This is a genomic window from Peribacillus simplex, from assembly GCF_001542915.1.
Taxonomy (GTDB): domain Bacteria; phylum Bacillota; class Bacilli; order Bacillales; family DSM-1321; genus Peribacillus; species Peribacillus simplex_B.
Window position 1 is genome coordinate 24,445 of the sequence record NZ_LNNH01000002.1, and the last position, 13,107, is coordinate 37,551.

Consider the following 13,107-nt stretch of genomic DNA (forward strand, 5'->3'; position numbering starts at 1 on the left):
GGATGGGGCAGAAAAGTTAGTGGACTGAGATTTCAAGCCAAGCCCACATTAAAAGAAAAGGTGGATGAAAATGCCGATACTTTCTATATGTATAGGGGTTGCCCTATTGCTAATATTAATGATTGCTTTGAAATTAAACGCTTTCATATCCTTGCTTATCGTTTCCTTGGTAGTAGGGATTTTGGAAGGAATGACACCAATTGCTGCAATTGAATCCATCCAAACTGGTTTGGGTGGAACGCTTGGAAATCTCACGATAATCATCGTGTTTGGGGCCATACTTGGTAAGTTGATGACTGATTCAGGCGGGGCCCAAAGAATTGCAATGACACTAATCAAAGCATTTGGCAAAAAGCGAGTACAACTAGCCGCTGTTCTGACGGCTTCCGTCGTAGGGATCGCCCTTTTCTTTGAAACGGGTGTCGTCGTTTTGATTCCATTGGTATTTACGATTGCTATGGCAGCAGGAGTACCAGTATTGTATATCGGCATGCCCGTCATAGCCGCCCTTATCACGATGCATGGATTTGTTCCTCCACATCCAGGGCCAACGGCAGTTGCCAGTGTGTTTGATGCAAATTTGGGCAAGACCTTAATATATGGGGTCATCATCGCGATCCCAGCCATAATCATTGGCGGGCCATTATTCACGAAGTTGTTTAAGAAAGAAGACTTGGAAGCGGACATTCCAAAAGAGTTATTTAATCCTAAGGAGTTTAAAGAGGAAGAAATGCCACGGTTTGCAACAAGTCTTCTTACTTCCCTCATGCCAGTGATATTGATAACGGTCAAAGTAGCTGTAGAAATTTTCATGCCTGAATCACCGATCATGCCGGTTGTTGATTTCATCGGCAATCCGGCTGTGGCGCTTTTGATTTCTGTCATTATTGCCATTTTCACCTTTGGTCTTAATCGAGGGAAGAAAATGAATGAAATCATGAAATCCTTTTCCGAGTCCGTCAGCGGAATTGCAATGATTCTATTAATCATTGCAGGTGGCGGGGCGTTCAAACAAGTATTGATAGACAGTCATATTGATCAATATATTGCTGGCATCATGGCCGAATCAACGCTTTCACCATTGATCCTTACTTGGCTGATAGCGGCTATCCTAAGGGTGGCCATAGGGTCTGCTACAGTGGCCGGCATGACGGCAGCCGGAATTGCGGCACCTCTTGTTGCGGCCACAGGGGTAAGTCCAGAACTTATGGTTTTGGCTGCAGGTGCCGGAAGCATAACATTCTCCCATGTAAATGATGCAGGTTTTTGGATTTACAAGGAATATTTTAATCTATCAATAGGAAAGACCATTAAGACATGGTCCGTGATGGTCACCATCATTTCCCTGGTGGGACTTGTCGGAGTACTCATCATCAATTTGTTCATATAATGAAAAACCCTATCCTGTCTGTAACAATATGGACTGGATAGGGGTTTTTCACTTTTCTTGTGCACGAATCATGCTGGCTTGAAGGAGAACATGGAAAAAAATTTATCATCAATAAATGTAAGCACATTCATGAACAAAATCGTCGGTAAATGAATATAAGTAAAAAAATGAATGATTCAAATGGTTTGGAGGGGCTATCCAAATTCGTTGAAATATTTCTGGTTTTTCAAAAAGACATCATGTTTTACTTAACCTTTTACCCTGCTCCTGAATATCATTGATTAAAAAAGTATGGATAAAATACGAAATCAAAGATCACTGGGACAATTGCGTGTCGCAAAGCAACGGCATTAAAATCTTTTAGTATTCTTAATGTATAGAAGAGTGGCCATGTGGGAATCATGGTGGATAAGGAAATAAAAAAAGAAGAAAGGATAACATTGAAATAAATATTAATAATCTCCAAGTTACTTAGTATAATAGAAAAAAGGTTAAGGAGTTGGTTTCGAATGGAGAAGCAATTACCTGGAACATCACTGGAGCCTGAAGAGATAGCAGAAATGGTATTAAAAAAGGCCTTAAGCGATTATAGGAAAGCACAAATCGAAAAAGCGATCGATGACTCATTGAAGAATCGGGATAAAGATGAGTTCATCCGTTTAACTGAACTACTGAAGAGCATTTCATGAAATTTCGCACACTGTGAAAAAGACAAGTAGTTATACTATGATAGAAAAGCTGCCGTGCATGGAAATCAGTGAAGCTTGTTAATATATGCATAATGAAAGCGAAACTTAATTAGATTAAATCAGTCTAAGGAAATAGCAATCTATAGAATTATCACATTTTACATTGTAAGCGCTTTCTTGTATGCTTGTCATACTAATTCATGAAAACGGTTGAAACCTAAAAGGGGGAGAAGAAATGAAAAAGAATGGAGTGTCGTTGGCTGAATTTGTTCAGGAGGATCGGTTTGAACTCAACTCCTACATTACTTCTTTATTTAACAAACTGAATGACTATGTTCCCAAAAGTCTTAAAGATAAAAAATAAGCCATGAAATGAATCAGAGAGTGCTGTATGGCTTTCTGATTCATTTTTGTTTTGTTTCACGATAATTGACAATGAGAATCGTTATCGACTAAAATGAAACATATACGTATATCGATTGGAGTTGTTCATAGTGTTCGTTCAAATGAGAAAAACAGTGGTTAAAGAAGGTAATTCCGACCAAGTGGTAAAACGATTCGGTGCGGAAGGGGTCATAGAAAAGCAGGAGGGGTTCATTGATTTAAGCGTATTGGTGAAAAAGGTAAGACGAGGCGATGAAGAGGTCATCATCATGATCAATTGGGAATCGGAAGAGCACTGGAAGCAGTGGGAAAAGAGTGAAGTCCATATCGCGGGCCACAAGGCCAATCTTGGAAAGCCTAAACCTGAATATATCGTCAGTTCAGAAGGGGCATTATACGAAGTGAAAGCAGTTAAAAAGGCAGAGAAATGATTTCTTTACCTGCCCTTTTAATGTGAATGCCATCTAATTGGCCAAAGAACGGAATGTAAAAGTGTTTTTAAACTATTGGAAGCGGAATGGCCGCCTTTTACATACAATAGCACTACCTTCACTAAAATTCAGGCTCCCATTTATGGGTGCCCTTTTTTGGTCATTCAGATCAGACTTTAATGGAGATAATGAAACGAAAAATGAAGTTCATTAGCGGTATATGACTTCGCCTTGATGCTGGAAACCATGGTGGGTTCTTAGCATGAAAAATATTTTTTGTATTTCTTTAATTTATAGCTGACTGTTGGCTGACTGATGCCCAAGTGATCTGCCAGTTCATAAGTGGTTTTACATTGCTTCAATGCTTTAGCTAGCAGTTGGATTTCAATCTTTTCCAATGTCTTCTTTAAATCGAATTTCTCTTCCCATTTCTGATTCATTTCCAGCAATGAGGAATCTTCAGGCTGTTCGATTTGACCTGTGATGGATTGAGGCAAGTGTTCCGGAAAGATATTGGTTTCCTCAATGGTCAGGATCAGTCGTTCGATTAGATTTTCCAGTTCACGTATATTTCCGGGCCAATCGTAATGAGTCAGCACTTCATATGTCGATGGGTGTATTTTTTTGGATTTGTGGTATTTAGCATTGGTTTTCCGTAAGTAATGCTGTATTAAAAGAGGGATATCCTCTTTACGTTCATGCAATGCCGGTATCTGGATGGGAATCACATTCAATCGATAAAACAAATCGAGCCTGAACCTGCCTTCACTTACCATCTTCTTTAAATCTTGATTTGTCGCGGCAACAAGACGGAAGTTAATATGATTTTCCTTTTTCCCTCCAAGACGCTTTAACTTTTTTTCCTGTAACACTTTCAGTAATTTAGCTTGCATGGCAAGCGGAAGTTCACCGATTTCATCCAAGAAAAGGGTTCCGCTGTCAGCTTGTTCAATCAGGCCCTGGCTCCCCTGCTTGCTTGCCCCTGTAAAAGCTCCCGGTTCATAGCCGAATATCTCCGATTCAAACAAACTAACAGGTATCGTGCTGCAATTGACTTCAATGAAAGGCTCTTGCTTACGGTCACTTTGCTCATGAATTGCACGGGCGAAAGTACTTTTCCCTACTCCTGAAGGTCCCAATAAGAGAATCGTGGCATCGGTCTTCGCAACATTATGAAGCGTTTTTACTATATGCTTCGTTTCGTTGCTCCTCGCGATCATATCATGGTGATCGAGTTCCTTTTCCCTTAAATCCTCGACTTCCGTCTGATAGCCTTTGACTTTACGTTGCAAGTGCTCAAATTGATCCTGCAATTGAAGGATCTCGGTTTGATCCTGACCATAGCTGATCACCCTTGCGAGGCTGCCTTCCTTATTGAATATAGGATAGCCTGTCGACATGACGACATGACCCGTTTTTGTTTGCTGCATGATCCGTTTCGCCTTCTTTTCCTTTAATACAAGCGCGTTGATGGAAGGTGTGAGCAGGCCCTCTTTTTCTAATTGATGAACGGAAGTTCCGATATAAGAGTCACTTTTCATGCCGTAAATCTCCCACAGCTTTGGGTTGGAATATAAAATGATTCCATCTTGATCGGTGATGAGGATATTATTATTCGAGGTTTCAATGATCTTTTGTAATTCTTCCTCCAGCATTTCGTCATTCATGATATCGACTCCCTTTCGTATCCGAATCTTGATTAATTAAAATATAAATCAAAAAGTCTGAATAATCAAAACTTAAATCAAAAAAAGCGGTTTTGATTAATCTTTTAATCAACAGATCTAAAAGGAAGTGTAAAAACGCCCATGAAAGGCTCCTGAAAAGTTGGCGCGAATCTTGCTTAAGTAAAGGTAAGATGAAAAAAATAGCAGAAAACTTAGGAGGATGTTACATGATGAAATATCAACCGAAAGACTCTTTCCAATCACCCCGTTTTTGTGGAGTGCGTACGTTTATGCGGCTTCCATTCGTTGAGCAGGTGGATGAACATATGGACTTTGTCATTATGGGAATTCCATTTGATTCCGGCCAATCATTTAGGACGGGGGCGAGATTCGGGCCAGGAGCCATTCGTGATTTTTCCATTCTATTACGTCCGTATAATCCAGAACAGGCTATTAATATTTTTGATTATATATCAGGAATCGATTATGGGGACATTCCCGTTGTTCCTGGCTATATATCTGAAACATATAAAAAAATAGAAGATGAGCTTACGCCAGTCATTGAAAAAGGAATCGTTCCGATATCGCTGGGAGGCGACCATTCCATTACGCTAGGGGAGCTGCGTGCAATCGTAAAAAAACATGGACCCGTTGCCTTGCTGCAATTCGATGCTCACTCCGATACGTGGGATAGTTATTTCGAACAAAAGTATAATCACGGAACCGTTTTTCGCCGCGCGATAGAAGAAGGTCTCATCGATGTATCCCGCTCCCTTCAAATTGGCATGAGGGGAGGTTTGTACGGTCCGGAGGATTTGCAGGATGCCCGGGACTTGGGCTTGGCCGTATATACAACAAACGATTATAAACGGAACGGCGTCGAAAAGATGCTGGAGATCATCCATGAGCGTGTAGCGGATGGTCCGGTCTTTTTATCATTCGATATTGATTTTTTAGATCCGGTATATGCACCTGGCACAGGGACGCCAGAGGTTTCAGGGGCAAGCATTGATGATGCATTGGCGTTTGTCAGGGGCTTGACGGATATAGAATTCGTAGGCTTCGATCTTGTCGAGGTTTTACCCTCGTACGATCACGGACAAGTCACCGCAGCCGCAGCGGCCAACATTGTCTATGAATTCATCACGCTTATCGCACTCGCGAAAAAAGGAAAAAGAGATAAAATGGGGATGATCCAAGATTTGGAGAAGCAGCTGAACAACTAATTAAAACGGGAAGAACCAAGCGATCTAAAACAAACCCACCCCAAAAGGAGATGTATACATGGATATTTTGGATATTTCAATCATGCTTCTATATTTTTCTGTTTTAATCATTGTAGGGGTAATCGGATCCAAACGAGCAAAAACCGCGGATGAATTCATTGTAGCAGGGCGTAATCTAGGTCATTTCATGTATTTATCCTGTTTAGCGGCTGTGATATTAGGAGGAGCTTCTACTTTAGGAACGGCAAAATTAGGATATCAGTTTGGGATATCCGGCATTTGGCTGGTCGTGATGATCGGGCTCGGCATTATTGCCATCGGGCTGTTTTTAACGAATAAGATCTTTGATTTAAAAGTGCTGACAATCAGTGAAATGCTTGAGAAGCGTTACAATTCTCAAACACGCTTGCTCAGCGCCTTGGTCTCGGTCATCTATACCTTCATGCTGACCGTCACCCAAGTGATCGGGATGGGGACGATATTACATGTTTTGGCGGGCTGGAATTTGACGGTTTCCATGATTGTCGGAGGCGGGATCGTTCTATTTTATACAATATTAGGCGGAATGTGGTCGGTAACCATGACGGATGTGATCCAATTCGTCATCATGACAATCGGTATCTTCCTTATCATGCTTCCGATGAGCATTTCCAAGGCAGGAGGGTGGGGCTCACTACAAGAGAATCTCCCGGCAGCACATTTTGAATTAGGAAACATCGGCGGCGCGACGATCTTTCAATATTTTTTATTATTTACGTTAGGGGTGGTCGTGGGACAAGATATTTGGCAGCGTCTTTTTACGGCTCGAACGAAGGCCATCTCCCGCAGCGGAACGGTCGGGGCTGGGATATACAGCATTTTTTATGCCATTGCAATAAGTATCATTGGAATGTGCGCTTTTATTATCCTTCCTGATTTAGGAGACCCTCAAACTGCGTTTACAAGCATTGCGATGGAAACATTGCCTGCCGGGCTATTGGGAGTGGTCATTGCGAGTGTGGTTTCCGCCCTGATGTCCACGGCATCGGGAACATTGCTCGCTTCATCGACTTTGGTCGTCAATGACCTCATAAAAAAATATATCGGTCCAGGAATGAGCGAACGTCAATTTTTAAAAACATCTCGAATCACCACGTTAACGATTGGTGTTATGGCCATCATCGTTTCTATTTGGATTCAAGATATTTTAGTGGCATTGGATGTAGCCTACGCAATCTTATCGGGTGCCGTGTTCTTTCCGATCATTCTTGGCTTCTTTTGGAAGAGGGTCACGGCTAATGCTGCATTCTACTCCATTTTGGCCAGCATGATCGTCATCATCGTCGGATTGGTCATAACCGGGCCGTCCTCGACTGGACCGATCTTATATGGACTTGCTGCCAGTTTGGTCGTCATCACTGCCCTTACGTTGCTCAGTCCCAAAAATGAAACCTTACCTAAAGGTGATATAAAGGGGAAAAACATAGATATTGCCAATTGATGGACGGCCTTAAAAAAATGATGGGGAGGAAGGAAAATGACAAAGACGATTACCCTGCAACCGGCTTCATTCAACACACTGGAGGAAGAGCGCCAACACCGGAAGGAACGGCTGGCAGCTTCCTTCCGCCTTTTTTCAAAATTTGGCTTCGATGAAGGGATAGCAGGACATATCACGGTACGCGATCCGAAATATACTGACCATTTTTGGGTCAATCCGTTTGGGATGCACTTTAGCCAAATTTCCGTTTCAGATCTTATCTTGGTGAATCACAAAGGGGATATTGTGGAGGGGGAACATACTGTGAATGGCGCAGCTTTCGCGATTCATTCGGAAATTCATAAAGCGAGGCCGGACGCGATTGCAGCGGCACATGCTCATTCCGTCTATGGAAAGACTTGGTCATCACTAGGGAGATTGCTCGACCCGATCACCCAGGATTCCTGCCAATTTTATAGAGATCATGCGTTATTCGATGATTTTACCGGTGTAGTCTATGCAACTGAAGAAGGAAAACGGATCGCTCAGGCGCTAGGACAATATAAAGCGGTCATCCTTCGCAACCATGGGCTGTTAACGGTTGGTCAATCTGTAGATTCAGCTGCTTGGTGGTTCATAACGATGGAGCGATCATGTCAAGCTCAAATCATGGCCGAAACGGCAGGAAAGCCCATTTTCATTGAAGAGGAGTACGCAAGATTGACAGCAGAACAAACGGGGACGGAATACGAGGGGTGGCTTAGTTTTCAGCCCCTTTGGGATAAAATCAGAAAAGAGCAGCCGGACTTATTGGAATGATCCAGTTGGGATGGATGATTAATAGATAATCAATGTCAAAAAGGATTCTGGGGAGGCTTTTCATGAGAAGAATGGCGCTCCTTCGCTTTTAAAGCTTACTCCATTAATCAACATGGAAGATACAAAACTATATCCATCTCATTTCGGTAAAACGCCTATCCCTTGTAATAACTTGGATAGGTGCAGTGTTTATTAAAAAATTTATTTTGTTTAATCGCCGCCGCTTCATGTTTTTCTTGTATAGGACAATCTCCGATCAGGAAAAGCTTGATGTAAGGAGGCGATGTATGAATGGGTACTTTCGAAGTTATTTCCCTGATGCTTAGCTTTGGCATGTTTGTAATTGCTATTCTTGATTTTAAAAATCATGACAAGAATCCTTGACGTCAATGAAAAACGTTCATGTAGGGCAGAAGGCTGTGCCGATATTTCCTTCATTCACTTACATGTAAAGAGGACACCAATATGAGGTGTTCTTTTTTTGTCGCCATTCCAAGCGTTTCTCAAGCTTTCAGCTTTGACAAAACGGTGATATATCCGTATAGTCCTATAGACCGGTTGATATAATTTTTTAGGAGTGATCCAGCTATGGAAGGCAAAAGAAACTCAAAAGACATTCTTATTGAGGTTGCTTCACGACTTTTTCGAATACGCGGATATTATGGTGTTGGACTTAAAGACATCATAGAGGAAAGTGGGATTCCTAAAGGTTCTCTTTATCATTATTTCCCGAAAGGCAAGGAGCAATTGGCGATTGAAGCGGTCAATCATACAAAAGAAATCGTCATAGATGAAATTGAACGTGGATTTGGGGAGTTTAAAGACCCGATTGAAGCGATCCAGGCTCATATCCTTCATTTATCCGGTCTTTTTGGCGAAACGGAAAATCTATTGGGACTGCCGATCGGGACGATAGCGGCGGAAACATTTACGACAAGCGAGCCGATAAGAACAGCCTGCCAAGAGGCGATGGAGGATTGGCAAGCCATTTATGTGCAGAAATTACTTGAGGCGAACTACAGTGAGAAACGATCAAAGGAATTGAGTATCGTCATTAATGCCTTAATTGAAGGGGGCATCCTTCTTTCTTTAACGGCGAAAAATGGGGAACCGCTAAAAGCGATAGCCGAACAAATCCCATTATTGTTGGTAACTAAATAAGTCATAAGAAAAATAATCAGCTTAGGTAATACTGTCAACAATCGGAGGAATTCATTTTATGTCCACAAATGCAACACAGCAGCAGCGTCCCGCCATAAGGACGACCCCCATTTTAATTTCCTTTTTGATTGCAGGATTCATCGGGTTATTCAGTGAGACCGCCTTGAATATGGCGCTCGGGGACTTAATACAGGAATTCACCATCAGCCCTTCCACCGTGCAATGGCTGACAACGGGTTACTTATTGACCTTGGGGATATTGGTTCCGGTTTCCGGGCTCTTGATTCAATGGTTCAGTACACGGCAGTTATTCATTGCAGCCATGGTGTTTTCCATCATCGGGACGCTCATTGCAGCGTTAGCACCTGGCTTCGGGATCCTGATGCTTGCACGTGTCATTCAAGCGATCGGGACCGGCCTTTTATTGCCGCTCATGTTCAATACCATTTTGGTGATATTCCCAATTCATAAACGGGGAGCAACGATGGGATTGATGGGGCTAGTGATCATGTTTGCACCAGCCATCGGTCCGACGGTTTCAGGCTTGATCATCGAAAATTTGAAATGGAACTATATATTTTGGGTATCTTTACCGTTTTTTGTGATAGCATTGCTCTTTGGTCTCAAGTATATGCAAAACGTTTCCACCATCACCAAGCCGAAAATCGATGTTCCTTCGATAATCTTATCGACAATCGGTTTTGGGGGGATCGTTTATGGTTTTAGTATTGTAGGAGATCAAGGCTGGAGGGATGTTATCGTCCTTTCCTCGCTCATTGCAGGTCTTATAGCCTTAGTTTTGTTTGCCGTAAGACAGTTCAACATGGATAAACCGATGATCGACTTGCGCGTGTTTAAGTATCCCATGTTCACATTAGGGGTATTGACCGTTTTCATTACATTCATGATCATCATGTCTTCGATGATCCTTCTACCGCTATATCTGCAAACCGGGCTGGCGTTAGCCGCATTTGCCGCCGGGCTTGTACTTTTACCGGGCGGTGTGCTTAATGGTATCATGTCACCGATAACAGGCCGGATTTTTGATAAATTCGGCCCAAGAGGCTTAGTGATTCCAGGCTTCATTATCATGATCGCCATGTTATGGGCCTTGACGAACGTAACGACTGAAACGTCCATCATCTGGGTAGTCGCCATGCATACCTTCCTCATGATTGGTGTTTCGATGGTCATGATGCCTGCCCAGACTAACGGGCTGAATCAACTGCCGAAAAATCTATATCCCGACGGCACGGCGCTCATGAATACGTTGCAGCAAGTATCGGGCGCCATTGGTACGACGGTTGCCATTACCATCATGTCAGCCTCCCAAAAAAACTATATCGCCAATGTGAAAGATCCATTGGATCCTTCAGCCATTAGCGGTTCTTTGACGGCAGGAGTTCAGGATGCCTTCATTTTCGGTCTTGCCCTTGCCATCGCCGGTTTGATACTTTCGTTCTTTATCAAAACGGCACGCGAAGAAGAAGAACAAGCACGAATCTAAGGATGTTTCATAGGAAAGCTAGGCAACTTGAAGGAGATGCTGTCTGTATGTTGCAGGCGGCATCTTTTTTTGTTATATGGCCTTAGCCATGGTAAATGAGCTGCCCTTTCTGCAATGCGGGTCTTCCGCGGAAACAAGGTCCAGGGGGAGATCCCTGATAAGTGAGCTCCCGCTTTATGGACTCAAAATAATCTGGGACTTTGAATCATTTCATTCTCCTAAAGTCCGATATCATGGCGATAAACCTATCATTTTCTTCGAGATAAGGAAAGTGGTTGCTTTCTTCAAAAATATAAAGTTTCGAATTCTTCAATCGGGCATCGATGTCTTCCGAGAAAATGGGAGGGCATTGTGCATCATGCCGGCCACAATAAACGATAGCAGGAATACCAACCCCAGTTAGTTCGTCTTGTATATCAAAATGAGGCAAGTCATTAAAGGAAAAGTAATCTAACCTCCTTTGAACTATCTTTCCGCTGGAAGGTTTTTGGAAATATCGTTCTCGGTTCCCTTTATTGTATAGTGACATATCCGTCCATTCTCTTCTGGCGGTTCTTTTTTTATCGATCGTTTGTGCGGAAGATGCCAAAATAGAGAATATCTCTTTCCACCTCTCATTAAGCGGACTGCTTGGGCTGTACATACTTCCTTCATGCTCCATATATTTGTTTGTAGCGGTCGCTCCTCCGACCATTACCTTGGAGAGGGAATCAGGAAATCTGGTTGCATAGACCAAACCGAGCATGCCCCCAGTTGAATGCCCAGCAAAACCCCATTGCTCCAAATCCAATGCTTCCCTAATTGCTTCTAAATCCCTTACAGATTCTTTCATGCTCATTTCTGTTTCCATCGCCGGTTTGGTAGAGCTTCCTGCCCCCTTCAAATTCACAAGATACACTTCGGAATCATCTACAAATGCATCAGCAAAATAGTAACCAAGATCATTGAATTCGCTATATAAATGAGTGATGCAAACTGGTTCACCTTCGCCTTGAACAAATACCTCGAACTTACCGCGTGCCGTTTCAATCATTCGACGCTTCCACATTTAATACCCTCCTTATGAAATTTCAAATTTCATGATTTGGACAATATCAACGATGACAAACATCTCTTGCTTATGCCGGAATAAATGTATTTCATTGATCCTTACTCCCATATTTTATCAAATGTGCGGAAATCAGAGTGAATTATTTGAATATTAAGCCCTTTTCGGATAATCTTACACAATGAAAGGTACTTGCATCAGCTATTATTAAAAACAAAGCGCTTAACAGGAGGAATTCAAATGAATCAATTACTGACCAAAATTTTTGAGCCTGTAACGATTGGTGCTTGGAATTTAAGAACAAGAACAGCGATGGCTCCCATGACACGGTCGTTTGCCGAAAACGAAACGGGTGTTGTGAATGACCTAATCGTAGAATATTACAGAAAGCGCGCCCAAGATGGCATTGGGCTCATCATTACAGAAGGTGTAGTGATATCACCAAGGGCAAAGGGAAATCCTGGTGTTCCTGGGCTGTATACGCAAGAGCAAATCGATGGATGGAAAAAGGTGACGGAAGCTGTGCACGCTGAAGGCGGAACGATCATTGCGCAAATTTGGCATGTCGGCCGTGCAAGCCACCATGAAATTGCTGGAGGGCTTCCTCCGCAGGCCCCATCGCCCATCGCTGCCGAAGGAAAAGTTTCACGATTCGGAAAGCCATTCGATGTACCTGAGGAAATGACTGAAAATGATATTGCACAAGTAGTGAACCAATACAAACAAGCGGCAAGAAATGCAATCGAAGCTGGCTTTGACGGCGTTGAGATCCATGGTGCGCATGGCTATTTAATCGACCAGTTTAATTCCGACACGTCCAATAAAAGAACCGACCGGTATGGCGGTGATTTAAAAGAGCGCCTGACTTTCATGAAGGAAGTGCTGAATGCAATCATCGATGAAGTAGGAGCGGACCGGACCCTTATCCGTTTTTCCGCTTTTAAAATAGATCAGCCAACATATATGTGGGAAGATCCAGAGGAAGCAATAAAAATATTTATTGAAGCATTTAAAGAAACGGGAGTCAAAATGATTCATCCGTCCACGATGGAATTCACCAAACCGATTGCCAAAGGAGCGACTTTGCATGAATTGGTGCGCAGACACTGGGATGGAGTGATAGTGGGTGTCGGTGGATTTGATCCTAAAACAGCGGAAGCCGCTTTGGAAAGAGGAATCATCGATGTTGCGGCAATAGGCCGTCCGCTCATCGCCAACCCTGATTACCTGAAAAAAATCAAGCAGGATGAAGAACTTGTTGAGTACGAAGCAAAGCAACATTTAGCTCAATTGGTCTAAACGGAGCAGGCGTTTCATAAGTGCCCC

12 protein-coding genes and 1 pseudogene are annotated in these 13,107 nt (G+C 42.7%); 11 read left to right on the forward strand and 2 right to left on the reverse strand.

The window, feature by feature from the left end; genetic code table 11:
* The first annotated feature begins 70 nt into the window (after nt 1–70).
* The 4 genes from AS888_RS00150 (at nt 71) to AS888_RS00160 (ending at nt 2,894) form a co-directional block, all read left to right on the forward strand.
* Entirely contained in the window at nt 71–1,390 is a 1,320-nt protein-coding gene (locus AS888_RS00150) for a gluconate:H+ symporter (protein WP_061140185.1), read from the forward strand.
* A gap of 509 nt (nt 1,391–1,899) precedes the next feature.
* Nucleotides 1,900–2,079 (forward strand): IDEAL domain-containing protein, encoded by a 180-nt coding sequence (locus AS888_RS00155; protein WP_061140186.1) that lies wholly within the window; start codon nt 1,900–1,902, stop codon nt 2,077–2,079.
* Nucleotides 2,080–2,314: 235 nt separating this feature from the next.
* Nucleotides 2,315–2,443 (forward strand): hypothetical protein, encoded by a 129-nt coding sequence (locus tag AS888_RS26580; protein ID WP_257390695.1) that lies wholly within the window; start codon nt 2,315–2,317, stop codon nt 2,441–2,443.
* Nucleotides 2,444–2,573: 130 nt separating this feature from the next.
* Complete coding sequence (locus AS888_RS00160) at nt 2,574–2,894, forward strand: antibiotic biosynthesis monooxygenase family protein (protein ID WP_061140187.1); 321 nt, start codon at nt 2,574–2,576, stop codon at nt 2,892–2,894.
* A gap of 257 nt (nt 2,895–3,151) precedes the next feature.
* Here the strand turns inward: AS888_RS00160 and AS888_RS00165 are convergent, their stop codons facing one another.
* Complete coding sequence (locus AS888_RS00165) at nt 3,152–4,561, reverse strand: sigma-54 interaction domain-containing protein (protein ID WP_061140188.1); 1,410 nt, start codon at nt 4,559–4,561, stop codon at nt 3,152–3,154.
* A 227-nt stretch (nt 4,562–4,788) separates the two neighbouring features.
* Here AS888_RS00165 and speB point away from each other — a divergent pair, with 227 nt between their 5' ends.
* The 6 genes from speB to AS888_RS00190 all read left to right on the forward strand — a co-directional run bounded on the left by speB (nt 4,789) and on the right by AS888_RS00190 (nt 10,733).
* Nucleotides 4,789–5,787 (forward strand): agmatinase, encoded by a 999-nt coding sequence (gene speB, locus AS888_RS00170; RefSeq protein WP_061140189.1) that lies wholly within the window; start codon nt 4,789–4,791, stop codon nt 5,785–5,787.
* 58 nt (nt 5,788–5,845) lie between these two features.
* A complete protein-coding gene (locus AS888_RS00175) occupies nt 5,846–7,267 on the forward strand; it encodes a sodium:solute symporter family protein (protein WP_061140190.1) in 1,422 nt (473 codons plus the stop codon).
* 36 nt (nt 7,268–7,303) lie between these two features.
* Entirely contained in the window at nt 7,304–8,065 is a 762-nt protein-coding gene (locus AS888_RS00180; protein ID WP_061140191.1) for a class II aldolase/adducin family protein, read from the forward strand.
* A gap of 291 nt (nt 8,066–8,356) precedes the next feature.
* On the forward strand, nt 8,357–8,449 hold the full coding sequence (locus AS888_RS26235) for a putative holin-like toxin (RefSeq protein ID WP_220126990.1): 93 nt from the start codon (nt 8,357–8,359) through the stop codon (nt 8,447–8,449).
* Between the two features lie 204 nt (nt 8,450–8,653).
* On the forward strand, nt 8,654–9,226 hold the full coding sequence (locus AS888_RS00185) for a TetR/AcrR family transcriptional regulator (protein ID WP_061140192.1): 573 nt from the start codon (nt 8,654–8,656) through the stop codon (nt 9,224–9,226).
* Between the two features lie 58 nt (nt 9,227–9,284).
* Entirely contained in the window at nt 9,285–10,733 is a 1,449-nt protein-coding gene (locus tag AS888_RS00190) for an MDR family MFS transporter (RefSeq protein ID WP_061140193.1), read from the forward strand.
* 205 nt (nt 10,734–10,938) lie between these two features.
* On the opposite strand, the gene AS888_RS00195 is transcribed toward AS888_RS00190, so the two are convergent.
* The gene (locus AS888_RS00195) at nt 10,939–11,781 is read right to left on the reverse strand and encodes an alpha/beta fold hydrolase (protein ID WP_061140194.1); all 843 of its coding nucleotides are present in this window, start codon (nt 11,779–11,781) and stop codon (nt 10,939–10,941) included.
* Nucleotides 11,782–12,030: 249 nt separating this feature from the next.
* Between AS888_RS00195 and AS888_RS00200 the strand changes: the two are divergent.
* Nucleotides 12,031–13,080, forward strand: a pseudogene (locus tag AS888_RS00200) (alkene reductase); the annotation flags it as partial.
* Nucleotides 13,081–13,107 lie beyond the last annotated feature (27 nt).